Here is a 22,717-nt window from a genome sequence, read left to right on the forward strand (position 1 = left end):
GTTCTTCGATGACCTGGGGTCGCCGGGTGGTGCGGCGAAGATGGGCATGATCGAGAAGGACGACCCGATGATCGCTGCCCTGGCCCCCCAGGCCTGAGCCCGGAGGCCGGACAACACCATGGGATTCGCCAGCCTGGGTGGCCTCGCCTACCCGTGGGACTCGCTCACGCCGTTCGCCGAGCGCGCCCGTCAGCACCCGCGGGGGATCGTGGACCTCTCGATCGGCACGCCGGTCGACCCGACCCCCGCCGTCGTCCGCGACGCGCTCGCCGCCGCCGGTGACGCGCACGGGTACCCGACCACGCACGGCACGCCCGCGCTCCGCGAGGCCGTTGTCGACTGGTTCGCGCGGCGTCGCGGGGTGCCCGGGCTGGACCCGGACGCCGTGCTGCCGACGGTCGGTTCCAAGGAGCTCGTGGGCCTGCTGCCGTCGCTGCTGAGGCTCGGCCCGGGGGACGTCGTCGTGCACCCGGCCACCGCGTACCCCACGTACGACGTGGGTGCCCGGCTCGCCGGGGCGACCCCGCTCGCGACGGACCGGGTCGAGGACTGGACCGGTCGCGACGACGTGCGTCTGGTCTGGGTCAACTCGCCGGGCAACCCGACGGGTGAGGTCCTCGGGGTCGACGAGCTCGCGCGGGTGGTCGCGGCCGCCCGGGAGATCGGCGCGGTCGTCGTGAGCGACGAGTGCTACGCCGAGCTCGCGTGGGAGGAGCCGTTCGCGAGCTCCGGCGTGCCGAGCATCCTGGACCCACGCGTGAGCGGTGGCTCGAACGAGGGCCTGCTCGCCGCGTACTCGCTGTCCAAGCAGTCGAACCTCGCGGGGTACCGGGCCGCGTTCGTCGCGGGCGACCCGGCGGTGGTCGCCGACCTGCTCACGACGCGCAAGCACCTGGGCATGATCGTGCCGGCACCGGTCCAGGCGGCCATGGTCGCGGCCCTCACGGACGACGCGCACGTCGCGGCGCAGCGCGAGGTGTACCGGCGACGTCGGGACGTGCTCCTGCCTGCGCTGGGGCACGCGGGACTCGAGGTCGACGGGTCGCAGGCGGGTCTGTACCTCTGGTCGCGCCCCGCGGGCGCGGCGGAGGACCAGGACTGCTGGCAGACCGTAGGGGCTCTCGCGGACCTCGGCATCCTCGTGGGTCCCGGGGCCTTCTACGGCCCGACGGCGGCGGGTCACGTCCGCGTGGCGCTCACCGCGAGCGACGAGCGGGTGCACGAGGCGGCGGCCCGGTTGACCGCGGTGTGACCCACCTGTCGATTGTTGGGCGAACTGCGCCTCGTTCTCGCCTGTGACCCGCATCACAGGCGAGTGTCGGTTGTGTGACCGTTCCAGATTGGTCACGTGTGGGTGAAGCGAGTACCGTCGACCCAGGCCAACGCTGTCCGACACTTCGGCCACCGACGGCTCGGCCGGACAGGTGGCGATCTCGCGGCGACACCACGGAAGACACGCGCAGCCACCCGCAGGGGGAGCGGCAGCGCGCAAGGAAGGAAGACATGACCACCACCCAGCAGGCGACCGTTCGGCTCGTCGTCAACGAATCGAGCCAGGACCTGCCCGTGGTCGCAGCGACCGAGGGCAACGACGGCATCGTCGTGTCCTCGTTGCTCAAGTCGACCGGGCTCGTCACCGTGGACCCCGGGTTCATGAACACCGCCTCGTGCGAGTCTGAGATCACGTACATCGACGGCGACGCGGGGATCCTGCGCTACCGCGGGTACCCGATCGACCAGCTCGCGGAGAAGTCCACGTTCCTCGAGGTCGCCTACCTCCTGATCCACGGCGAGCTCCCGGACGGGCCCACGCTCGACGCGTTCGTCGAGCGCGTCAACCGCCACACCCTGGTGCACGAGGACTTCCGCACGTTCATGGGGACGTTCCCTCGCAATGCGCACCCCATGGCGGTGCTGTCCTCGGCGATCAACGCGCTGTCGACGTTCTACCCGGAGTCGCTCGACCCGTTCGACGACGAGACGGTCGAGCTCGCGACGGTCCTGCTCCTCGCCAAGACGCGGACCATCACGTCCTACCTGCACCGTCGCGCCGTGGGCGAGCCGCTGCTCTACCCGGACTACTCGCGCGGGTACGTCGACGACTTCCTGCGCATGACGTTCGCGACGCCCTACGAGAAGTACGAGTCCGACCCGACCGTGGTCGACGCGCTCGACAAGCTCCTCATCCTGCATGCGGACCACGAGCAGAACTGCTCGACCTCCACCGTGCGCGTCGTGGGCTCGAGCCACGCCAACCTCTACGCGTCGGTCGCCGCGGGCGTCAACGCGCTCTCGGGTCCGCTGCACGGTGGTGCCAACGAGGCCGTCCTGTCGATGCTGGACAAGATCCAGAACAGCGACTTCGACGTCGACACCTTCATGAAGAAGGTGAAGAACAAGGAGGACGGTGTCCGCCTCATGGGCTTCGGGCACCGGGTCTACAAGAACTACGACCCGCGCGCGGCGATCGTCAAGGCCAAGGCCGACGCGGTGCTCTCGACCCTCGGCAAGAAGGACGAGCTGCTCGACATCGCGCTGCGGCTCGAGGAGATCGCGCTCAACGACGACTACTTCATCGAGCGCAAGCTCTACCCGAACGTCGACTTCTACACCGGGCTGATCTACAAGGCCATGGGCTTCTCGCCGGCCATGTTCACCCCGTTGTTCGCCCTGGGCCGCATGCCCGGGTGGATCGCGCAGTGGCGCGAGATGATGAAGGACCCGCAGACCAAGATCGGGCGTCCGCGCCAGGTCTACACGGGCGCGACCGAGCGTCCGTACCTGCCGGTCGACGGTCGCTGACCTCGTCGATCACGAGCACCGACGACGGCGCCCCGCACCTTTCGGTGCGGGGCGCCGTCGTCGTATGCAGGACGCTCGCCAGGAACGAGCGCGACCGCTCCGCCCGACCGCCGCGGCGCGCGAGGGTTTCACCCCTCGTCGGACGTGGCGACCGTGATCCGTACCTGGCCGACCGGGAGGGCAGCGCCGGCCTCGTCCGCCGGCAGGTCGCTCGACGGCGTCCACACGGGGTCCTCGCGGGTCCAGGTGCTGTCACCGACGTCCACCCGGACGACGTCCGTCGCGTCAGCGCTCGCGACGGCCCACTGGGCGACGGCCCACCCGGTCCGGCGAGCCTCCGACGCGACGCCCGTGAGCGGTGCGGTGTCCACCACGGTGCTCGCCCCCTCGACCGTGACCGGCAGGTCTCCGAGGTCGCGCACGACGCGCGTCCTCAGGGCCTCGTTCGAGTCCGCGACGCTCACGAGCGTGGCCGGATCGACCGCGACGAGCTCGCACGAGAGGGTGCCCTCGGAGTTGCCCGTCAGAGCCGAGGCCCACGCGCGTGACCTGGACTCGTGCTGCGCGTAGGCGTCGGGGAAGCCGGAACGCTGCACGGCCTGGGCCGCTACCGTCACCGGGAGGTCCTCGTAGCCGTCCACCGTGTCGAGGCCGTCGTAGAACGCGGTGGTCGAGTAGACGGGGTCCATGATCTGCTCGATGGTTCCCCAGCCCTGGGACGGCCGCTGCTGGAACAGCCCGATCGAGTCGCGGTCCCCGTAGTCGATGTTGAGCAGCCGGGACTCCTGCAGCGCCGTCGCCAGGCCGATGGTCGCGGCACGTGCGGGCATGCCGCGACGGACCGTCGTGACGGCGATCAGGGCGGCGTTGTCCGCCTGGGCCGGCGAGAGGTGCCAGGCCTGCCCGTCGGCCTCGGCCGAGCAGCGCTCGGCGACGGGCGTGTGGTCGGTCAGCCGGTTGAGCGCGATGACGACCCCGGCGCTCGCGACCGCGAGGACGGTCACGACCGTGACGGCGAGGCGTAGGGGGCGGTGCCGACGCCGACGGGGGTCCCGCCCCTGGGCGCGGGGGCTCGTGTCCCCCTGCCCAGGAGCGGACGGGGCACCCTGGTGGCCCGGGGCGCCGAAGACGGAGGACATGTCAGTTCGCGTGCAGCGCGGCGTTGAGCTCGATCCCGACGCCCGTGCGCGAGACCGCCTCGACACCGCCCGTGAGGGAGTTGCGGCGGAAGAGGAGGTTGTCCTGGCCCGACAGGTCGCGGGCCTTGACGACCAGGGGCCCGCCGTCGGGACCGCTGCGTCCCACGAGGGTGACCTTGGTGCCCGCGGTCACGTAGAGCCCGGACTCGACGACGCAGTCGTCGCCGAGCGGGATGCCCAGCCCGGCGTTCGCGCCGAGGAGCGAGCGCTGGCCGATCGAGATGATCTCGCGGCCACCGCCCGAGAGCGTGCCCATGATGGACGCGCCGCCGCCGATGTCCGACCCGTCGCCCACGACCACGCCTGCCGAGATGCGGCCCTCGACCATCGAGGTGCCGAGGGTGCCGGCGTTGAAGTTCACGAAGCCCTCGTGCATGACGGTCGTGCCCGCCGCGAGGTGCGCGCCCAGGCGCACGCGGTCGGCGTCGGCGATGCGCACGCCCGACGGAACCACGTAGTCGACCATGCGGGGGAACTTGTCGACCCCGAGGACCTGGACCGGCTGGCCCGTCGCAGCGCGCAGGCGCAGGCGCGTCTCCTCGAAGCCCTCGACCGCGCACGGGCCGTGGTTGGTCCAGACGACGTTGGCGAGAGCGCCGAACACGCCGTCGAGGTTGAGGCCGTGGGGGGCCACGAGGCGGTGCGAGAGCAGGTGGAGGCGCAGGTAGGCGTCCGCTGCGCCCGACGGTGCGGCGTCCAGGTCGATCACGGTGCGCACGACCACGACGTCCACGCGACGCGCCTCGTCGTGCTCGGTCAGCGCGTCGAGCGACGCGGGGACGGTCTCGTCCGAGGGGGCCTCCCCGAGCACGGGGGACGGGTACCAGACGTCGAGGACGGCGCCCTCGTCGGTCACGGTGGCGAGGCCGAAGGCCCAGGCGGTGCGGGGGCCCGTTGCGGCGCCGGTGGGAGTCGCTGAAGTCATGCCTTCACCCTATCCGTCACTCCAGGCCGGGGGGTGAACTGTCCGGGTAGGGTCTGCGTGTGACCAGCGACGAGACTCCCGACCAGTCCTCCGACCAGACCGCACCGCCGGTGTCGTCGGCACCGGCGATCCGGCTCGACCTCGACGGCGACCTCACCGCGCTCTTCCGCGCGGTGTGCGACGTGCCGTCCGTGAGCGGGGACGAGCGGGCCCTGGCCGACGCGGTCGAGGCCGCGCTGCGACCGCTCGCGCACCTGGACGTCGTGCGTGACGGCAACGCGATCGTCGCCCGCACGCACCTCGGGCGCTCGCGCCGCGTGGTGATCGCCGGGCACATCGACACGGTCCCGCTCACCGACCCGCCGAACCTGCCCACCCGCCTCGTCGGCGAGGGCGCCCAGGCCGAGGTCTGGGGGCGCGGCACGGTCGACATGAAGGGTGGGGTCGCGATCCAGCTCGCGCTCGCTGCCTCGCTCACGGCCCCCACCCAGGACGTCACGTGGGTCTTCTACGACCTCGAGGAGGTCGCGTCCGACCTCAACGGTCTGGGACGCCTGGCCCGCAACCACCCCGAGCTCCTCCAGGGCGACTTCGCGATCCTCGGCGAGCCCACGGCCGCTGGCATCGAGGGCGGCTGCAACGGGACGCTGCGGGTCGAGGTCCGCGTCCCCGGGGTCACGGCGCACTCGGCGCGGGCGTGGATGGGCTCCAACGCGATCCACTCGGCGTCGGTCGTGCTCGACCGCCTCGCGGCCTACGAGCCCGCGTCGATCGAGGTCGAGGGGCTCGTCTACCGCGAGGGCATGAACGCGGTCGGCATTCGCGGTGGCATCGCGGGGAACGTCATCCCGGACGAGTGCGTGGTCACGGTCAACTACCGCTTCGCGCCCTCGCGCTCGCTGCCCGACGCCGAGGCGCACGTCCGCGACCTCTTCTCCGGATTCGAGGTGGTCGTCACCGACGCCGCCAACGGTGCGCGCCCCGGGCTCGACGATCCGATCGCCGCCGACTTCGCCGCCACGGTGCTCGAGCTCACGGGCGGGGCGCCTGCCCCCAAGTACGGCTGGACGGACGTCGCGCGCTTCGCCGAGATGGGGATCCCGGCGGTGAACTTCGGCCCCGGCGACCCCGTGCTCGCGCACAAGGACGACGAGCGCTGCCCGGTCGGGCACCTCGCGCTGTGCCACGACGCGCTGCACGCGTGGCTCACCCGCTGATCGTCCCCGCCACGGGTCCCGGGAACGCTTAGGCTCGAGAGCATGAGCGACGACGGAGTTCCCCAGGCAGGCACCGGCTACCGCAAGGGGCCGGTGCTGCTGCGGGGCGAGCAGATCCCCCAGCAGACGACCGACCAGCGCCTCCTGGACACCGCCGGCAGCGCGGACTGGGTGCACAGCGACCCGTGGCGGGTCATGAGGATCCAGAGCGAGTTCGTCGAGGGCTTCGGTGCCCTCGCCGAGGTCGGCCCGGCGGTGTCGGTCTTCGGATCGGCGCGTACGCGTCCCGACCACCCGGACTACGCACTGGCCGAGCAGGTCGGCCGTCTCCTCGCCGAGCGCGACCTCGCGGTCATCACGGGTGGTGGCCCCGGGATCATGGAGGCCGCCAACAAGGGCGCCAACGAGGCGGGCGGACTCTCGATCGGCCTCGGGATCGAGCTCCCGTTCGAGCAGGGCATGAACAAGTACGTCAACCTCGGCGTGAACTTCCGGTACTTCTTCGCCCGCAAGACCATGTTCGTCAAGTACGCGCAGGGCTTCGTGGTGCTGCCGGGCGGGTTCGGCACGTTCGACGAGCTCTTCGAGGCGCTGACCCTGGTCCAGACGCACAAGGTCACCGAGTTCCCCATCGCGCTCGTTGACACCGAGTACTGGCAGGGCCTGCTCGACTGGGCGCGGACGACCGTGGCCGGGCGCGGCATGATCAGCGCGCACGACCTCGACCTGCTGTACCTGTGCGACGACCCGGCCGAGGCCGTCGAGTACGTGTGCGAGCGGGGCGCGGAGCTCCGCGCCGAGGAACGGGAGTCCGTCGAGGAGACCGCGGCCGCCCAGCAGCGGGCCGCCGGCGACCGGTGACCGGCGCCGCGACCCCGGCGCCGGGGGGCCGGTCGACCGGCGCCGACCCGTCCTCGACCGGACCCCTCGCACCGGTTCCCCCGCAGTGCGCTCCGCTCGTCCTGCGGGGGCGGGAGGTGGGGGTCGACGAGAGCGTGCCGGGTCGCCCCGTACGCCCCGTGGTCATGGCGATCGTCAACCGGACGACGGACTCGTTCTACGCGCCCGCGCGACAGCTCGACGACGGCGCCGCGCTCGAGGCCGTCGCGCGGGCGTGGTCCGAGGGCGCGGCGATCGTCGACGTCGGGGGAGTGCGTGCCGGGACCGGGCCCGAGGTCACACCGGCCGAGGAGATCCGTCGGGTCGTGCCCTTCGTCGAACGGGTGCGGGCCGACTTCCCCGACCTCCTCGTGAGCGTCGACACCTGGCGAGCCGAGGTCGCGCGCGAGGCGGCCCTGGCCGGTGCGGACCTCATCAACGACACCTGGGCAGGGCACGACCCACGCCTGGTCGAGGTCGCGGGTGAGCTCGGCGTCGGGGTCGTGTGCTCCCACACGGGCGGCGCCACGCCGCGGACGGACCCGTTCCGGGTCGCCTACCGGTCCCACGAGGACGACGGCGCGGCGACCCGGCCGGACGACCCTCGCGACGCCGTCGTGCAGGACGTCGTCGCGACCCTCACCGCGGCTGCCGCGCGTGCGGTCGCGTGCGGGGTGCCCGCGGCCTCTGTGCTCGTCGACCCGACGCACGACTTCGGCAAGAACACGTGGCACTCGCTGCACCTCGTACGCCGGACCCAGGCGCTCGCGGGTCTCGGCTTCCCGCTGCTCATGGCGCTGTCCCGCAAGGACTTCGTGGGCGAGACGCTCGATCTCCCGGCCGACGAGCGGCTCGAGGGGACGCTCGCCGCGACGGCAGTCGCCGCGTGGCTCGGCGCCCGGGTCTTCCGCGCCCACGACGTGGCGGCCACACGGCGGACGCTGGACACCGTGGCCGCGATCCGGGGCGACGCGCCACCGGCGGTCGCGCTGCGCGGGCTCGCGTGAGCGAGCCTGCCGCGGGGCAGCGACCCGGCGACGAGCGCGCGACCCGGCCCGGGGCCAGGGCAACGGCCCCACCGGCCGCGGGCGACGCCGCACGGTCCGGGCGGGACTCCGCGCTCCTGGCAGTCCTCCGGGCGCCCGCACGGTGGACGTGGTGGGTGCAGGTGCTCGCGGTCTACGCCGCGGCGCGGCTCGTCACCGCGGTGATCCTCCTGGTCGTCGCGCGCTCGCAGGAGGCCAACCTCTGGACCGACGCGGCGCCGTCGTACTCCGCGTGGACGGGGCGGATGTGGGACGCGTCCTGGTACCAGCAGATCGCCGAGAACGGGTACCCCGCCGAGCTGCCCGTAGGGGGCGACGGGCGGGTGCAGCAGAACGTCTGGGCGTTCTACCCGCTCTTCCCCTTCCTGGTGCGGGCCGTGCAGCAGGTCACCGGCCTGGGATGGGACGTCGTCGCCCCTACCGTGGCGCTGGTGTGCGGCGCCGGGGCGATGCTCGTGATCCACCGCCTGGTCGAGCGGGCCGGTCGCCTCGCCGTGGCGCGCCGTCCGGGCCTCCCGCTCGCCACGGTCGCGCTCGTGAGCGTCTTCCCCTCGTCGGTCGTGCTCCAGGTGGCCTACACCGAGGCCCTCGCGCTCCTGCTGATCGCCGGCGCGCTGTACCTGGTGTGGGCGCGCCGCTACGAGTGGGCGGGGCTCGTGGTCGTGCTGCTCGGCTTCAGCCGTGCCGTCGCGCTGCCGCTCGCCCTGGTCGTCGCGTGGCACGCGGTGGTCCGGGGGAGGGTGTGGTGGCGCGCCAGGCGCGTGGTCGGGCGGGAGCCGGGTGCTGGTCCTGTGGCGGTGCCCTGGCGCGACGTCGCCCGCATCGGGGGGCTCCTCGTCGTCACGGTGCTCAGCGGACTCGTGTGGCAGGTCCTGTGCGGCCTGGTGACCGGTCGACCCGACGCCTACTTCCTGACGCAGGAGGCCTGGCGTGGGACCGGACCGGTCGTCCCGTTCGTGCCCTGGGTCCAGGTCTCGCAGATGCTCTTCGGCAGCGCCGGCCCCTGGGTCCTCGTGGCGGTCCTGGCCGCCGTGGCCGCGGTGGGCCTGAGCCCCGTCGCGCGCCGGCTCGGCCCTGAGCTCCAGGTGTGGCCGCTCGCCTACCTGGGATACCTCGTCGCCGTGATCGAGCCCTGGACGAGCCTGGTCCGGTTCCTCCTGCTCGCGTTCCCGCTCGGAGCCGTGACGCTCGGGTGGACCCGGTCGCGGTGGTGGTTCTGGGGGTGCGTCGCAGCGTGCGTCGCGGGGCAGGCCTGGTGGGTCTGGGGCCTGTGGAGGCTCACCCCGCCGAGCGGATGGCCGCCCTAGCGGCAACCAGGTCACGATCTGCGCATTTGCCGCGACGGCGTGTCGCACGGGTGAACTAGAATGGTGCACGGGCGTCCTCGGGCGGTCGGCGCGGTGACGTGCTGCCACCCTGCCGGGGCGCCGACCACAGCAGTACTGGACTACGGAATGGAGAGCCCACAATGGCTGCGATGAAGCCGCGTACGGGGGATGGCCCGCTCGAGGTCACCAAGGAGGGCCGCGGCATCGTCATGCGTGTCCCGCTCGAGGGTGGCGGTCGACTCGTGGTGGAGCTCAACGCGACCGAGGCCAGCGAGCTGGGCGAGGCGCTCCAAGCCGTCGTGGGCTGAGACGCCTTGACCGCGCGCGACGCACAGCCGCTCCTGGACCTTCCTCCTGTCGGGGGAGCTCCCCGCCACCTCCCTGAGGTGGTCGAGACGCCGGGGACCGTCCTGGACTGCCCGTTCCTGACGGACGACGCGGTCTCGGCCCTCGTGGTGGCCGTGGCCCCTCCTCTCGAGGAGGAGGACGGGCTGCAGCCGCGTGCGGGGACCGTGGACGCGGCCGCGCGCTACGGGATCGACCTCGCAGAGCTGGCCGACCGCTCCGGAGGCTCGAGCTTCCGGGGCGCGGCCGGCGAGGTCACGACCGTCGACCTGCCGCGCACGCACGCCGGAGCGGCCAACCCGCTGCCCTGGGCGGGTCTCCCGTCCACGATCGTTCTGCTCGGTATCGGCGCAGGCTCCGACCTCGAGCTCCGGCGTGCGGGAGCGGCGCTGGCCGGGGCGACGCGGGGTCTCGAGCGCGTCGTGAGCGCCGCGACGGCCGACGCCACCCCCAGCGGCGTCACGGCGTTCGTCGAGGGGTACCTGCTCGCGGCCTACCGCACGCCACGCTTCGGCGGGCTCGCCCCGAGCCGCAAGGTGCGCGGGCCCGCTCCGGACCCGCATGCGGCCGCCGAGCAGCTCGTCCTCCTCGGAGAGGGAGCCGAGCAGCAGATCCTCGCTGCTCGGATCGCGGCGAGCGCGACCTGGCTCGTGCGCGACCTGTCGAACACCCCGTCCAACATCAAGGACCCGGCCTGGTTCGCCCAGCAGGCGATCGACCTCGCGGGTGCCGCCGGCCTCGAGACCGCAGTCCTCGGTCCGCGCGAGCTCGCGGCGAAGGGTTTCGGCGGTCTCCTGGCCGTGGGTGCTGCCTCGGCGAGCCCTCCCCGGCTCGTGACGGTCACCTACGCGCCGGAGGACGCCGAGCAGCACGTGGTCCTCGTCGGCAAGGGCATCACGTACGACACCGGCGGGCTCTCGATCAAGCCGCGCGAGGCCATGGTGCCCATGAAGACGGACATGGCGGGAGCCGCCGTCGCGCTGGCCGTGGTGCTCGGCGCGGCAGAGGCCGGTGTGCGGCACCAGGTCACCGCGGTCCTCCCGCTCGCCGAGAACCACTTCGGCGCGGACTCCTACCGTCCCGGGGACGTGCTGCGCACCTACTCGGGACGCACGGTCGAGGTCGCGAACACCGACGCCGAGGGGCGACTCGTCCTCGCGGACGCGCTCGGCTACGCGGTCTCCGAGCTCGCGCCGGACCTGCTGATCGACGTCGCGACCCTGACCGGCGCGGCGAGCGTCGGGCTCGGGCGGGGTCACGCGGCTCTCTATGCGACCGCTCCCGAGCTCGTGGCCGGCCTCGAGGCCGCTGCGACAGCGACGGGCGAACGGGTCTGGCACATGCCGCTCGTCGAGGACTACACGTCCGCGCTGCGATCGACCGTCGCGGACCTGCGGCACGTGCCGCTCGAGGCCGGGGGTGGCGGATCCATCACGGCCGCGCTCTTCCTGCGGGAGTTCACGGGAGGGCTGCCCTGGGTCCACCTCGACATCGCCGGCCCGGCACGGGCGACGGCGTCGCGGCACGAGGTCACCGAGGGGGCGACGGGGTACGGGGCGCGCCTCCTGCTCCGGTACCTCACCGACCTCCGCTGAGGCCGGCCCCGGCGACCTGCCGGGCACATGACGAGGGCCCCTCACCCGTTCGGCGGGTGAGGGGCCCTCGTCGTGCTCACGCTCGCGCGGCTGCGTGCGGAGCGCCGCGGGAGGCGACGGTGCGCTACCGGCGCACGCCGAGGAGCAGTCCGTCGCCGCTCGGGATCAGTGCGGGCAGGACGCGGTCGTCGGCGCGCAGCGAGCGACCGACCTCGCGCACGATCGTGGTGATCTCGTCGCGCCGGGCAGGGTCCGCCACGCGGTCACCGACGAGCGCGCCGTCGACCGCGACGATGCCGCCGGGACGCAGGAGACGCAGTGCCTGCTCGACGTACTCGGGGTAGCTGTGACGGTCGGCGCCGACGAGGACCAGGTCGTACGCGCCGTCGGTGAGCCGGGGCAGGACGTCGCTCGCGCGGCCGGGGATGGTCCGGGTCCTGGTGGCGCGGATCCCGGCCTCGGCGAACGCGTCCTTGGCGGCACGCTGGTGCTCGACCTCGACGTCGATGGTCGTCAGGACGCCGTCCTCGGGCATCCCGCGCAGGAGCCAGAGCGACGCGACACCCGTACCGGTGCCGATCTCGACGACCGAGCGGGCGCCCAGGGCGGCCGCGAGCGCCTGGAGCACTGCTCCCACGCCTGGCAGGACGGCGGGGCAACCCAGCTCGGCGGCACGCTCGCGAGCACGCAGGAGGACGTCGTCCTCCGGCACGAACTCCTCGCAGTAGGTCCAGCTCGACGCCTTGGCGTTGGTCCGGCCGATGTCGGTGGTGATAGGGCCCTCCTGGTCTCGGGCACCGCGCGTCTCCGGGGAACCCCGGACGGACTGCTGCGGTGCTGCCGTCCTGCGCGGTGCAGGTGAGGCGATCGTACCGGCCCGCGGGCTCCGTGGCGCTGGATGAGCCCACGTCCGGGGGAGGTTTCGTGGACGTGGTGCGCACGTCCGTGCGACGTCGGGAACGGATGCGCGACGCACCGCGTTGTACGGGGACAATGGACCGTGTGAGCAGTGACGTGAGTGCCCAGCCCTGGACGCCCCCCTCGTGGGACCAGATCGTGCGGGAGCACTCCGCGCGCGTGTACCGGCTGGCGTACCGCCTGACCGGGAACCAGCACGACGCCGAGGACCTGACCCAGGAGACGTTCATCCGCGTCTTCCGGTCGCTGTCGAGCTACACCCCGGGAACCTTCGAGGGGTGGCTGCACCGCATCACCACGAACCTGTTCCTGGACCAGGTGCGGCGCAAGCAGCGCATCCGTATGGAGGCCATGGGCGAGGACTCGGCCCAGTACGCGGCCACGGGGGAGATGACGCACCCGGAGCGCGGGTACGAGCACACGAACCTCGACCACGACGTCCAGCGTGCGCTCGACGCCCTGTCGCCCGAGTACCGGGCGGCGGTCGTGCTGTGCGACATCGAGGGTCTGAGCTACGAGGAGATCGCGGTCACGCTGGGCATCAAGCTCGGCACGGTGCGTTCGCGCATCCACCGCGCGCGCTCGCAGCTGCGTGCGGCCCTGCCGCACCGTGACCCGTCCGAGCGTGCCGCCACGGACGGTGCACCGTCCGGGGACGTCGCGGTCGACGAGCTGACGGCACTCGGGACCCGCACCGCACCGGGGGGACCATGACGCACCTCGGGACCCTCATCAGCGCGCTGGCCGACGACCAGCTCCCGCCCGCGACGCGCGAGCGGGCACTGACGCACGTCGCGGGATGTGACCAGTGCGCCGCCGAGCTCGCGGTCGCGCGTGCGGTCCGCAAGCGCCTGTCGTGCGCGCGGGACGTCCTGCCGACGACGGACCTGACCTCCCGGCTCCTCGCGCTCTCGGCCCAGATCCCCGACGCCGAGGGCGACCCGTTGCGCAAGGGGCCGGCGGCGCGCGACCCGTGGGCGCCCGCTCCCGAGGCGGGGGCGCTGAGCTGCGCGCTCACGGGAGACATCGCCGCCCATGCCCGACGCCGCCGCTCCCGTCGCGTGCTCGTCGCGGCATCGAGCGGGGTCGCCGTGCTGGCCGTCGCGCTCTTCACGCTCGGTGACCGGCCCGTCGTGGTGCCGGACCGGCACGTGGCGTCGCCGCTGACGGTGCTGGCAGAGGCCGGCGGTGCCATGGCGGCAGGGGCCACCGAGGTGGCCCTCGTCCCCGTCCTGCCGGAGGTCTCGGGCGCCGCGGGCGGCGAGGACGGTGCCGGCAGCGTGGACCTCGCGGACTCGACCGCGCTCGCCTGGATGGCCGAGCACGGGTGGACGAGCCCGACGGGGATCCTGGACGGGTTCGACGTCACCTCGGTCCAGCTCGTCGGACCCGAGCGCGACGTGCTCCGTGTGGACCTCACGGGCCCCGAGGGGACCATCGTGGTCCGGGAGCAGGTCGGTCGGCTCGACACGTCCACCCTCTCGCGCTCCGAGGGTTTCGAGGGGCGCGCCGTCTACGTCCTGTCCGACGAGCCGCCTCACCTGGTGTGGCAGGCTGGGGACACGGTGATCGACGTCGTGGCAGAGGTGAGCAAGGACGTCCTCGCCTCGTTCGTGGCGACGTTCCCCGCGCACGACTTCGACGAGGGGGTCCCGGCCCGCATCTCCCGGGGATGGACGACCATGACAGGAGCCTTGGGCACCCCATGACCGCACACGACTCAGCGCTGGACCCCGCCGAGCCGCAGCCCGCTGCGCAGCCTCACGTGCCCTCGCCCTCGCAGGCCTCCGAGACCGCGAGCGACCCCGCCACGGTCGAGGCTGCTCCGTCCTCGCCCGAGCGGGCGTCGACCCCGCAGGCGGACGCCCCTGAGGCCCCCACGGGGCGGTCGACGGCCGAGGCGCAGGTGGCAGCCGGGGCACCGGACGCTCCTGCGTCGGATCGCGAGCCAGGCGGTGAGCCGTCGGCCCTGGCGTCCGGCGCCCCTTCGGAGCAGACGCCCACGCCCGGGGGAGAGCAGCGCACCGAGGAGGTCCTGGTGCCTCGCCCTGCCCCCGTGCAGCCTCCGGCCGCTCCCAACCCCTTCGCTCCGCCGTCGGCGTTCCGGTCCACGGCGACCGCACCCCTGAGCCCCGTCGCGCCGGGTGCGAGCCCCGTCCCTCCGCCCGGCCCGCACGACACGCGCCCGTACGGAGCGCCCCTGGGCGCACTGCCCGTCGCCCGTCCGGGCCTCCCGGGATATGCCCCGCAGTCACCGGACGGGCAGCACCCGTACGCCGCCGCGTACCAGCACGCCACGGCCACGCCGGGTGGGCCTGCGCAGCACGGAACCGCCCCGCCGCAGCCGGCGTATCCGGGAGCGGGAAGCCCGCCCGGAGAGGCCGACCCGCACGGCCCCACGACGCCGGTCGAGCCCTGGGGTGCCCCGCCCCCTCCGCCGGCGCAGAAGCCCCGACGCCGCATCGGTACCGGCGCGGTCGCCGGCATCGCTGCGCTCGCCCTCGTGGCGGGCGCGGTCGGTGGCATCGCGGCCGACCGGATCGTCGACGGCACCCAGCGTCGCCCGGTCAGCGCGTCGCTCCCGCTCGCGGGCACGGCCCCCGAGGCAGAGCGTCCCGCGGGCTCGGTCGCGGCGATCGCGGCGACCGTGCTGCCGAGCGTCGTGTCGCTGCAGGTCGAGGGCGCGGACGGGATCTCGACGGGCTCGGGCTTCGTGATCCGTGAGGACGGCTACATCCTCACCAACAACCACGTGGTCGCCGGTGGCGCGGACGGCGGCAAGGTCACGGTGCTCTTCGCGGACGGCAGCGAACGTCCGGCCACGATCGTCGGTCGGACCGCGGACTACGACCTCGCGGTCGTGAAGGTCGACGAGGCAGGTCTGGTCCCGCTCGTGCTGGGCGACTCGGACGCCGTGGTCGTGGGGGACCCCGTCGTCGCGATCGGTGCCCCGCTCGGGCTCAACGGGACCGTCACGACCGGGATCGTCAGCGCGCTGAACCGTCCCGTCGCGGCAGGCGACTCGGCCGAGACCGCGTTCATCAACGCGATCCAGACGGATGCGGCCATCAACCCGGGGAACTCGGGCGGCCCGCTGGTGAACGGAGCGGGCGAGGTCGTGGGCGTGAACTCCGCGATCGCGCAGCCGCCCGGGACGGGTGGCGCGACGGGCAGCATCGGCCTCGGCTTCGCGATCCCCTCCGACCAGGCCAGACGGACGGCCGAGGAGCTGATCGAGAAGGGCACCGCCACGTACCCCGTGATCGGGGTCCTGCTCGACTCGCGCTACCAGGGCGAGGGCGTCCAGGTCACGACCGAACCGCAGGGCGGGCAGTCGCCCGTGACCGCGGGAGGTCCGGCGGACGAGGCCGGGATCCAGGCCGGGGACGTCATCCTCGCGATCGACGGGAGGCCCGTGAGCCTGAGCGACGAGCTCATCGTGGCGATCCGCGCGAAGGCCCCGGGAGACACCGTGACGCTGCGCGTGCGCACGGGCGACGCCGAGCGCGACGTCCGCGTTGTGCTCGACGAAGCCACGAGCGAGTAGTCTGACCGCGTGTTCGGTATCAACGGCGCCGAGTTCGTCGTCCTCCTCGTCGTCGCCGTGATCGTCATCGGTCCCGAGCGACTGCCCCGCTATGCCGAGCAGCTCGGCGCGTTCGTCCGCACCGCCCGCGGCTTCCTCAAGGACGCCAAGTCGCGCGTCGACGAGGAGCTGGGTCCGGAGGTGGGTGACGTCGACTGGTCCAAGCTGGACCCTCGTCAGTACGACCCCCGACGGATCGTCCGCGAGGCGCTGCTCGACGACGACGACCTGCTGGGCACGTCCTCGCGGCCCCGCAGCGCGTCGCCCGTCCCGCCCCCGCCTCCCGCGCCCGTGGACGCGGACGGAGTGCGCGTCCCGGCGCCGTTCGACGACGAGGCGACCTGAGCGCAGGGTCCGGCGTCCCGGCGACCGACCCGGATTCGGTCGACGCACGTCGACCTGTCAGAATGGGGCAATGGTCAACGAGGTTCCCGGTGAACGGCGTCCACGCATCTTCTCGGGGATGCAGCCCACGGAGGATTCGCTCCAGCTGGGCAACTACATCGGGGCTCTGAGCCAATGGGTCGCGCTGCAGGAGTCGTACGACGCGATCTACTGCGTCGTGGACATGCACGCCCTGACGGTCAACCCCGAGCCCGCGAAGTTGCGCGAGCGTACCCGTCGCACCGCGGCGCAGTACCTGGCCGGGGGAGTGGACCCCGAGACCTCGACGTTGTTCGTGCAGTCGCACGTCCCCGAGCACGCCGAGCTGGCCTGGGTGCTGTCGTGCCAGACGGGCTTCGGCGAGGCGGGTCGCATGACCCAGTTCAAGGACAAGTCCGCGAAGCAGGGCACCGACGGCACGACCGTGGGCCTCTTCACCTACCCGGTCCTGATGGCCGCGGACATCCTGCTCTACGACGCGGCGCTCGTACCCGTGGGCGAGGACCAGCGTCAGCACCTCGAGCTGGCCCGCAACCTCGCGGAGCGCCTCAACTCGCGGTTCGGTGAGGACACCGCCGTGGTCCCCGAGCCCCACATCGTCAAGGCCGTGGCGAAGATCTACGACCTGCAGGAACCGACCGCCAAGATGAGCAAGTCGTCGTCGGGCGGCAAGGGCGTCATCTGGCTGCTCGAGGACCCCAAGGCCGCCGCCAAGCGCATCCGCTCCGCGGCGACCGACTCGGACAACGAGATCCGCTACGACCCGGCGAGCAAGCCGGGCATCTCCAATCTGCTGACCATCTTCTCGGCCCTGACCTCCCGTCCGGTCGAGGCGATCGCCGCCGACTACGAGGGCAAGGGGTACGGGCACCTGAAGGTGGACCTGGCCGAGGTCGTCGTCGACTTCCTCACGCCGTTCCAGGCCCGGGCGAACGAGTACCTGTCCGACCCGGCCGAGCTCGACGCGGTCCTGGCCCGCGGGGCCGAGCGTGCGCGAGGGCTCGCCCAGACCACCCTGGACCGCATCTACGACCGCGTCGGTCTGCTGCCGGCTCGTCGGACCCGCTGATGAACCTGCCCGAGCGCGGTCCGTCGCAGGTGCGGATCGGCATCGCGATCGAGATCCCCGAGCCGTTCGGCCCTGCGCTCCAGGAGGCTCGCGCCGCGTTCGGCGACCCCTTCGCCGGGGACATCCCCCCGCACATCACCTTGCTCGGGCCGACGGTCGTCGACGAGTCGGCCCTCGAGGACGTGTACACGCACCTCGAGCGCGTGACCGCGCATGCTGCGCCGTTCCGGGTCATCCTGCGAGGCAGCGGGACGTTCCGTCCCGTGTCGCCCGTCGTCTTCGTGATCGTCGCGCAGGGCATCGCGGAGTGCGAGGAGCTCGAGGGTGCGGTGCGCTCGGGCGTGCTGGACCAGGAGCTCCGGTTCAACTATCACCCGCACGTCACGGTCGCCCACGAGGTCGACGACGAGGCGCTGGACCTCGCGTTCGAGGAGATGGCGGGGTTCGAGGCCGCGTTCGACGTCACGGGCATCTATCTCTACGAGCACGGAGACGACGGGGTCTGGCGTCCGGCTCGCCGGTTCGAGCTCTCCGGTCTGTCGGACGGGTGAGTCGGGGGTTCCTCTCCTAGGCTCGGGCGATGACTTCTCCCACGACGACCGACGACGAGGCTCCCGGCCTGGTGGCTCGGCTCACGACCCGGGCCAAGGCGGTGCAGGCCTGGTGGAACACGACCCGGCCCGCCCGGGCCCTCGCGCAGTACGGGGTCCAGCGGGGGGCTCTCCTGTGCGGCGGTATGGCCTACTCGGCCCTGTTCTCTCTGTTCGCGGGCCTGACGATCTTCTATACCGCCTTCATGGCCTTCCTGGGCAACCGCGAGGAGCTGCGCGACGAGATCTTCGCCCAGATCGACAAGGCGATCCCGGGGCTCATCAAGACGACCCCGAACGGGAGCGGCATCCTCTCGCCCGACGACCTGATCATCAACTCGGGACTGAGCGTCTCGAGCGTCGTCGCGGTGTTCGTGCTGCTCTTCAGCGCCGTGTCGTTCATGGCCGCGCTGCGCACCTCGACACGTGCCATGTTCTCGCTGACCAACGTGGGACAGAACCCGGTGCTCTCCAAGCTGCGCGAGCTCGGCGGGTTCGCCGTCCTGGGGCTGAGCGTGGTGATCTCGGCAGCGGCCACGGTGGTCGTCCAGACGGTGGGAGCGACGCTCTTCGGGGACGGGGCGCTCGCCTCGGTCCTGGTGCCCGTGGCGGGCATCCTCGTAGGCCTGGTCTTCGACGCGCTCGTGGTCCTGCTCATCATCCGTTTCGTGGCGGGAGTACGTCCGCCCCGCAAGGACCTGTACATCGGGGCCATGGCGGCCGCAGCGGCCTTCGGGGTCCTGCGCTACCTCGGGACGAGCGTGATCGTCGGCAGCTCGTCCCGCAACGCCCTGCTGGGCTCGTTCGCGACGTTCGTCACGATCCTGCTCCTCGCGAACTTCGTCACCCGGATCCTGCTCATGGTCGCGGCCTGGATCGCCGACCCGCCCGCTCAGCCGACGGTCGAGGAGCTGCGCGCGCAGGCCGAGGCCGAGCAGGAGGAGCGGCTCGACGCGGAGGTCCGACGAGGGGCCGGGTACGGGTATCCCTGGAGCCCCCTGGTGCGCGGGGTGCGCCGAGGCCGGGAGCCGCGGGTGCACGCCGAGGTCTGAGCGCCGCGGCTCAGCTCAGGCCCGCGAACGACGACGGCGGCCCGCCGGCCGGAGCCGGGGACCGCCGTCGGGCAGTGCTCGTAGGGCGTCAGAACGCGCGGGTGATCATCGCGCGCTTGACCTCCTGGATCGCCTTGGTGATCTCGATGCCACGGGGGCACGCCTCGGTGCAGTTGAAGGTCGTGCGGCAGCGCCACACGCCCTCCTTGTCGTTGAGGATCTCCAGGCGCTGGGTCGCACCGTCGTCGCGCGAGTCGAAGATGAAGCGGTGCGCGTTGACGATCGCGGCCGGGCCGAAGTACTGGCCGTCCGTCCAGAACACGGGGCACGAGGACGTGCACGCCGCGCACAGGATGCACTTCGTGGTGTCGTCGAAGCGCTCGCGCTGCTCGGCAGACTGCAGGCGCTCCTTGCTCGGCTCGTTTCCCGACGTGATGAGGAACGGCATGATCTCGCGGTAGGAGGCGAAGAACGGCTCCATGTCGACGACCAGGTCCTTGATGACCGGCAGGCCCTTGATGGGCTCGACGGTGATCGGCTTGTCCGGGTTGACGTCCTTGAGGAGCGTCTTGCAGGCCAGTCGGTTACGACCGTTGATGCGCATCGCGTCCGAGCCGCAGATCCCGTGGGCGCACGAGCGACGGAAGGTCAGCGAGCCGTCGTGCTCCCACTTGATCTTGTGCAGCGCGTCGAGCACGCGGTCCGTGCCGTGGGCCAGGACCGTGTACTCCTCCCAGTACGCGTCCTCACCGTGCTCGGACTCGGGGTTGTAGCGGCGGAGCTTGATCGTGACCTCGAAGGAGGGCACGGCGCCGACCTCGGTCTTCTCCGAACCGGCAGGGGCTTCGAGTGTGGCAGTCATCAGTACTTACGCTCCATGGGCTCGTACCGGGTCTGGGTGACGGGCTTGGAACCCAGCACGATCTTGTAGGAATCGAACTCCTCGACGTGGTCGAAGTATCCCTCCACGTGCCCGTCGGCGGTGTCGCCGGCAGCCGTGGGGCGACGGTAGGCCATCGTGTGGAGCATGTAGTTGGCGTCGTCGCGGTCCGGGAAGTCCTCGCGGTAGTGACCACCGCGCGACTCCTTGCGGTTGATGGCCGCGATGACCGTGACCTCGGCGATGTCGAGGAGGAAGCCGAGCTCGATGGCCTCCAGCAGGTCGGTGTTGAACAGACGACCCTTGTCCTGGACCGAGACCTTGCGGTAGCGGTCCTGGAGGGTGCGGATGTCCGAGAGCGCCTGGTTGAGCGACTCGCCCGTGCGGAACACCTGCGCGTTGGCGTCCATGGTCTCCTGGAGCGCCTTGCGGACGTCGGCCACGCGCTCGCCGTCGGGGCGGTTGCGCATCTCGTCGAGCTGGGCGATCACCGCGGCCGCGGGGTTCTCCGGCAGCTCGCGGTACTCGGCGGTCGCGGCGTACGCGGCGGCCTGGCGGCCCGCCCGCTTGCCGAACACGTTGATGTCCAGGAGCGAGTTGGTCCCGAGGCGGTTGGAGCCGTGCACCGAGACGCACGCGACCTCGCCGGCCGCGTACAGGCCGCGGACGACGTTGTGACCGTCGCGGAGGACCTCGCCGCCGACGTTGGTCGGGATGCCGCCCATGGCGTAGTGCGCGGTCGGGTAGACGGGCACGGGCTCGGTGTAGGGCTCGATACCGAGGTACGTGCGCGCGAACTCGGTGATGTCCGGCAGCTTGGCGTCGATGTGCGCGGGCTCGAGGTGCGTCAGGTCGAGCAGGACGTAGTCCTTGTCCGGCCCGGCACCGCGTCCCTCGCGGACCTCGTTCGCCATCGACCGCGCGACGATGTCACGCGGTGCGAGGTCCTTGATGGTGGGTGCGTAGCGCTCCATGAAGCGCTCGCCCTCGCCGTTGCGCAGGATGCCGCCCTCACCGCGGGCCGCCTCCGAGAGGAGGATGCCGAGCCCGGCGAGACCTGTCGGGTGGAACTGGAAGAACTCCATGTCCTCGAGCGGCAGGCCGCGACGGTAGGCCAGGGCCATGCCGTCACCCGTGAGGGTGTGCGCGTTGGAGGTCGTCTTGAAGATCTTGCCCGCGCCGCCCGTGGCGAAGATGATCGCCTTGGCCTGGAAGACGTGGATCTCGCCGGTCGCCAGGTCGTACGCGACGACGCCGGTCGCGTTGACCGTCTCGCCGTCGGGGACGTCCTCGGCGGCGAGGTCGTGGTCCGTGATGAGGTCCAGGACGTAGAACTCGTTGAAGAACTCCACGTCCTGCTTGACGCAGTTCTGGTAGAGCGTCTGGAGGATCATGTGACCCGTGCGGTCCGCGGCGTAGCACGAGCGGCGCACCGCGGCCTCACCGTGGTTGCGGGTGTGACCGCCGAAGCGACGCTGGTCGATCTTGCCCTCGGGCGTGCGGTTGAACGGCAGACCCATGCGCTCGAGGTCGAGGACCGCGTCGATGGCCTCCTTGGCCATGATCTCCGCGGCGTCCTGGTCGACGAGGTAGTCGCCGCCCTTGACCGTGTCGAACGTGTGCCACTCCCAGTTGTCCTCCTCGACGTTCGCGAGGGCGGCGCACATGCCGCCCTGCGCCGCGCCGGTGTGGGACCGGGTGGGGTAGAGCTTCGAGATGACCGCCGTGCGGACCTTGCCGGACGACTCGAGCGCCGCGCGCATGCCGGCGCCGCCTGCTCCGACGATGACGACGTCGTACTGATGGGTTTGCATCGGTGTCGATGCCTCCTGTGACGAGTGGGAAGGGGGACGGGGGCTGTCAGGCGGCGTCTGGGGGAACGTCGGCCGGCAGGTCCGTCAGGCGGTGCAGAACGACGGGAGCTGGTAGTCCAGCGCGTTCGGCGGGCACGGGTCGAATGTGAAGACCACGAGGGTGCCGAGCACGGTGACGATCACGAAGGCCAGGTACAGGGCCCACTTGAGGACCATGCGGGTGCCGTCGCGCTGGGCGTAGTCGTTGATGATGGTGCGGACGCCGTTGGTGCCGTGGATCATCGCGAGCCAGAGCATCAGGAGGTCCCAGACCTGCCAGAACGGCGAGGCCCACTTGCCGGCGACGAAGCCGAAGTCGATCGCGTGGACGCCCTCGCCGACCATGAGGTTCACGAAGAGGTGCCCGAAGATCAGGACGATCAGCACGACGCCCGAGGCGCGCATGAAGACCCAGCTGTACAGCTCGTAGTTCGAGCGCGTCGTCTTCTGGCGCTTGTACGGGTCGCGGGGGGCCGCGAGGGGCGAGCTGGTGGTCGTGGTGCCCATCAGTGCCCACCTCCGAAGACGTTCATGAGGTGGCGGGGCAGGAAGCCCGCCATGGTCACGGCGAACAGACCGACGACGACCCACAGCATGGTGCGCTGGTACTTGGGGCCCTTGGCCCAGAAGTCCACGAGGATGATCCGGACACCGTTGAAGGCGTGGAACACGATGGCGGCGACCAGGCCGGCCTCACCGAGTCCCATGATCACGGTCTTGTACGTGCCGATCACGGCGTCGTACGCCTCGGGCGAGACTCGTACCAGCGCTGTGTCCAGCACGTGCACGAGGAGGAAGAAGAAGATGAGCACGCCGGTCACGCGATGCGCGACCCACGACCACATGCCTTCACGGCCGCGGTACAGCGTGCCAGCAGGTGCACTGGGCACTTTAGGGGCCTCCTGTGGCGAGTTCAGGGGTGAGATATCGAGCTGGACGACGTCGTCCGCCGGTGGCCGTTCACGACCGCTCCGTCCCGAGGCTCCGAGGAGTCGGGAGGAGCGGCAGATCCAGGGCTCGCCGGAGTCCGTCGATATCCGTCTCTGGGG

Annotated in this window: 22 protein-coding genes and 1 pseudogene; 16 read left to right on the top strand and 7 right to left on the bottom strand. The window is 71.9% G+C overall.

Features of this window, described 5'->3' with window-relative positions; all coding sequences use genetic code 11:
• The 3 genes and pseudogenes from ASE27_RS20925 to ASE27_RS11655 all read left to right on the top strand — a co-directional run.
• Positions 1 to 97 (top strand): annotated as a pseudogene (locus ASE27_RS20925) (ferredoxin); the annotation flags it as partial.
• Between the two features lie 21 nt (positions 98 to 118).
• Positions 119 to 1,252 carry a succinyldiaminopimelate transaminase gene (dapC, locus tag ASE27_RS11650; protein WP_056650270.1) on the top strand — a complete coding sequence of 378 codons (1,134 nt, stop codon included), beginning with the start codon at positions 119 to 121 and terminating at the stop codon, positions 1,250 to 1,252.
• 251 nt (positions 1,253 to 1,503) lie between these two features.
• The gene (locus ASE27_RS11655; RefSeq protein ID WP_056650274.1) at positions 1,504 to 2,802 is read left to right on the top strand and encodes a citrate synthase; all 1,299 of its coding nucleotides are present in this window, start codon (positions 1,504 to 1,506) and stop codon (positions 2,800 to 2,802) included.
• Positions 2,803 to 2,930: 128 nt separating this feature from the next.
• Here the strand turns inward: ASE27_RS11655 and ASE27_RS11660 are convergent, their stop codons facing one another.
• Positions 2,931 to 3,941: a hypothetical protein gene (locus ASE27_RS11660; RefSeq protein ID WP_235535426.1), complete on the bottom strand. Its 1,011-nt coding sequence runs from the start codon at positions 3,939 to 3,941 to the stop codon at positions 2,931 to 2,933.
• A gap of 1 nt (position 3,942) precedes the next feature.
• Positions 3,943 to 4,926, bottom strand: a complete 984-nt coding sequence (gene dapD / locus ASE27_RS11665; RefSeq protein WP_056650277.1) for a 2,3,4,5-tetrahydropyridine-2,6-dicarboxylate N-succinyltransferase — start codon at positions 4,924 to 4,926, stop codon at positions 3,943 to 3,945.
• A 110-nt stretch (positions 4,927 to 5,036) separates the two neighbouring features.
• Between dapD and dapE the strand changes: the two genes are divergently transcribed.
• From dapE to ASE27_RS11690, 6 genes are all read left to right on the top strand, one after another.
• Positions 5,037 to 6,143: a succinyl-diaminopimelate desuccinylase gene (gene dapE / locus ASE27_RS11670; RefSeq protein ID WP_056651330.1), complete on the top strand. Its 1,107-nt coding sequence runs from the start codon at positions 5,037 to 5,039 to the stop codon at positions 6,141 to 6,143.
• Between the two features lie 42 nt (positions 6,144 to 6,185).
• Positions 6,186 to 7,004, top strand: a complete 819-nt coding sequence (locus ASE27_RS11675; RefSeq protein ID WP_056650280.1) for a TIGR00730 family Rossman fold protein — start codon at positions 6,186 to 6,188, stop codon at positions 7,002 to 7,004.
• Between the two features lie 164 nt (positions 7,005 to 7,168).
• A complete protein-coding gene (gene folP, locus ASE27_RS11680) occupies positions 7,169 to 8,029 on the top strand; it encodes a dihydropteroate synthase (protein WP_082608917.1) in 861 nt (286 codons plus the stop codon).
• The gene (locus ASE27_RS11685; RefSeq protein ID WP_157257568.1) at positions 8,026 to 9,375 is read left to right on the top strand and encodes a hypothetical protein; all 1,350 of its coding nucleotides are present in this window, start codon (positions 8,026 to 8,028) and stop codon (positions 9,373 to 9,375) included. The genes folP and ASE27_RS11685 overlap by 4 nt, the downstream gene beginning before the upstream one ends.
• A gap of 161 nt (positions 9,376 to 9,536) precedes the next feature.
• Positions 9,537 to 9,704 carry a DUF3117 domain-containing protein gene (locus tag ASE27_RS19810; RefSeq protein ID WP_064506638.1) on the top strand — a complete coding sequence of 56 codons (168 nt, stop codon included), beginning with the start codon at positions 9,537 to 9,539 and terminating at the stop codon, positions 9,702 to 9,704.
• A gap of 6 nt (positions 9,705 to 9,710) precedes the next feature.
• Entirely contained in the window at positions 9,711 to 11,336 is a 1,626-nt protein-coding gene (locus ASE27_RS11690; RefSeq protein WP_235535427.1) for a M17 family metallopeptidase, read from the top strand.
• A gap of 124 nt (positions 11,337 to 11,460) precedes the next feature.
• On the opposite strand, the gene ASE27_RS11695 is transcribed toward ASE27_RS11690, so the two are convergent.
• Entirely contained in the window at positions 11,461 to 12,111 is a 651-nt protein-coding gene (locus ASE27_RS11695; protein WP_369800608.1) for an O-methyltransferase, read from the bottom strand.
• A 218-nt stretch (positions 12,112 to 12,329) separates the two neighbouring features.
• On the opposite strand from ASE27_RS11695, the gene sigE reads away from it, so the two are divergent.
• The 7 genes from sigE to ASE27_RS11730 all read left to right on the top strand — a co-directional run bounded on the left by sigE (position 12,330) and on the right by ASE27_RS11730 (position 18,935).
• On the top strand, positions 12,330 to 12,968 hold the full coding sequence (gene sigE, locus ASE27_RS11700; RefSeq protein ID WP_056650289.1) for an RNA polymerase sigma factor SigE: 639 nt from the start codon (positions 12,330 to 12,332) through the stop codon (positions 12,966 to 12,968).
• Positions 12,965 to 13,963 carry a zf-HC2 domain-containing protein gene (locus tag ASE27_RS11705; protein WP_056650292.1) on the top strand — a complete coding sequence of 333 codons (999 nt, stop codon included), beginning with the start codon at positions 12,965 to 12,967 and terminating at the stop codon, positions 13,961 to 13,963. The genes sigE and ASE27_RS11705 overlap by 4 nt, the downstream gene beginning before the upstream one ends.
• On the top strand, positions 13,960 to 15,801 hold the full coding sequence (locus ASE27_RS11710; RefSeq protein ID WP_082608860.1) for a S1C family serine protease: 1,842 nt from the start codon (positions 13,960 to 13,962) through the stop codon (positions 15,799 to 15,801). The genes ASE27_RS11705 and ASE27_RS11710 overlap by 4 nt, the downstream gene beginning before the upstream one ends.
• Positions 15,802 to 15,810: 9 nt before the next feature.
• Positions 15,811 to 16,185: a twin-arginine translocase TatA/TatE family subunit gene (locus ASE27_RS11715; RefSeq protein WP_056650295.1), complete on the top strand. Its 375-nt coding sequence runs from the start codon at positions 15,811 to 15,813 to the stop codon at positions 16,183 to 16,185.
• A 70-nt stretch (positions 16,186 to 16,255) separates the two neighbouring features.
• A complete protein-coding gene (gene trpS, locus ASE27_RS11720; protein ID WP_056650298.1) occupies positions 16,256 to 17,293 on the top strand; it encodes a tryptophan--tRNA ligase in 1,038 nt (345 codons plus the stop codon).
• A complete protein-coding gene (locus ASE27_RS11725) occupies positions 17,293 to 17,844 on the top strand; it encodes a 2'-5' RNA ligase family protein (RefSeq protein WP_056650301.1) in 552 nt (183 codons plus the stop codon). The genes trpS and ASE27_RS11725 overlap by 1 nt, the downstream gene beginning before the upstream one ends.
• Positions 17,845 to 17,873: 29 nt before the next feature.
• The gene (locus ASE27_RS11730; protein ID WP_082608861.1) at positions 17,874 to 18,935 is read left to right on the top strand and encodes a YihY/virulence factor BrkB family protein; all 1,062 of its coding nucleotides are present in this window, start codon (positions 17,874 to 17,876) and stop codon (positions 18,933 to 18,935) included.
• A gap of 88 nt (positions 18,936 to 19,023) precedes the next feature.
• Here ASE27_RS11730 and ASE27_RS11735 read toward each other — a convergent pair whose 3' ends face one another.
• The 4 genes from ASE27_RS11735 to sdhC all read right to left on the bottom strand — a co-directional run bounded on the left by ASE27_RS11735 (position 19,024) and on the right by sdhC (position 22,558).
• Complete coding sequence (locus tag ASE27_RS11735) at positions 19,024 to 19,797, bottom strand: succinate dehydrogenase iron-sulfur subunit (RefSeq protein WP_056650307.1); 774 nt, start codon at positions 19,795 to 19,797, stop codon at positions 19,024 to 19,026.
• Positions 19,797 to 21,629: a succinate dehydrogenase flavoprotein subunit gene (gene sdhA, locus ASE27_RS11740; protein ID WP_056650310.1), complete on the bottom strand. Its 1,833-nt coding sequence runs from the start codon at positions 21,627 to 21,629 to the stop codon at positions 19,797 to 19,799. Before sdhA ends, ASE27_RS11735 begins: the two co-directional genes overlap by 1 nt.
• A gap of 84 nt (positions 21,630 to 21,713) precedes the next feature.
• Entirely contained in the window at positions 21,714 to 22,175 is a 462-nt protein-coding gene (locus ASE27_RS11745; protein WP_056650313.1) for a succinate dehydrogenase hydrophobic membrane anchor subunit, read from the bottom strand.
• Positions 22,175 to 22,558 (bottom strand): succinate dehydrogenase, cytochrome b556 subunit, encoded by a 384-nt coding sequence (gene sdhC / locus ASE27_RS11750; protein ID WP_082608862.1) that lies wholly within the window; start codon positions 22,556 to 22,558, stop codon positions 22,175 to 22,177. The genes ASE27_RS11745 and sdhC overlap by 1 nt, the downstream gene beginning before the upstream one ends.
• Positions 22,559 to 22,717 lie beyond the last annotated feature (159 nt).

The organism is Oerskovia sp. Root918 (genome assembly GCF_001428945.1).
In the GTDB taxonomy this organism is placed as follows: Bacteria; Actinomycetota; Actinomycetes; order Actinomycetales; family Cellulomonadaceae; genus Oerskovia; species Oerskovia enterophila.

Coding starts and splice junctions, on each gene's coding strand:
- ASE27_RS11745 (WP_056650313.1), bottom strand. CDS start 22,175: ATGGGCACCACGACCACCAGCTCGCCCCTCGCGGCCCCCCGCGACCCG.
- ASE27_RS11710 (WP_082608860.1), top strand. CDS start 13,960: ATGACCGCACACGACTCAGCGCTGGACCCCGCCGAGCCGCAGCCCGCT.
- ASE27_RS11735 (WP_056650307.1), bottom strand. CDS start 19,797: ATGACTGCCACACTCGAAGCCCCTGCCGGTTCGGAGAAGACCGAGGTC.
- sigE (WP_056650289.1), top strand. CDS start 12,330: ATGGACCGTGTGAGCAGTGACGTGAGTGCCCAGCCCTGGACGCCCCCC.
- folP (WP_082608917.1), top strand. CDS start 7,169: ATGGCGATCGTCAACCGGACGACGGACTCGTTCTACGCGCCCGCGCGA.
- ASE27_RS11675 (WP_056650280.1), top strand. CDS start 6,186: ATGAGCGACGACGGAGTTCCCCAGGCAGGCACCGGCTACCGCAAGGGG.
- sdhA (WP_056650310.1), bottom strand. CDS start 21,629: ATGCAAACCCATCAGTACGACGTCGTCATCGTCGGAGCAGGCGGCGCC.
- ASE27_RS19810 (WP_064506638.1), top strand. CDS start 9,537: ATGGCTGCGATGAAGCCGCGTACGGGGGATGGCCCGCTCGAGGTCACC.
- ASE27_RS11730 (WP_082608861.1), top strand. CDS start 17,874: ATGACTTCTCCCACGACGACCGACGACGAGGCTCCCGGCCTGGTGGCT.
- ASE27_RS11705 (WP_056650292.1), top strand. CDS start 12,965: ATGACGCACCTCGGGACCCTCATCAGCGCGCTGGCCGACGACCAGCTC.
- dapC (WP_056650270.1), top strand. CDS start 119: ATGGGATTCGCCAGCCTGGGTGGCCTCGCCTACCCGTGGGACTCGCTC.
- ASE27_RS11655 (WP_056650274.1), top strand. CDS start 1,504: ATGACCACCACCCAGCAGGCGACCGTTCGGCTCGTCGTCAACGAATCG.
- dapD (WP_056650277.1), bottom strand. CDS start 4,926: ATGACTTCAGCGACTCCCACCGGCGCCGCAACGGGCCCCCGCACCGCC.
- ASE27_RS11725 (WP_056650301.1), top strand. CDS start 17,293: ATGAACCTGCCCGAGCGCGGTCCGTCGCAGGTGCGGATCGGCATCGCG.
- trpS (WP_056650298.1), top strand. CDS start 16,256: ATGGTCAACGAGGTTCCCGGTGAACGGCGTCCACGCATCTTCTCGGGG.
- ASE27_RS11660 (WP_235535426.1), bottom strand. CDS start 3,941: ATGTCCTCCGTCTTCGGCGCCCCGGGCCACCAGGGTGCCCCGTCCGCT.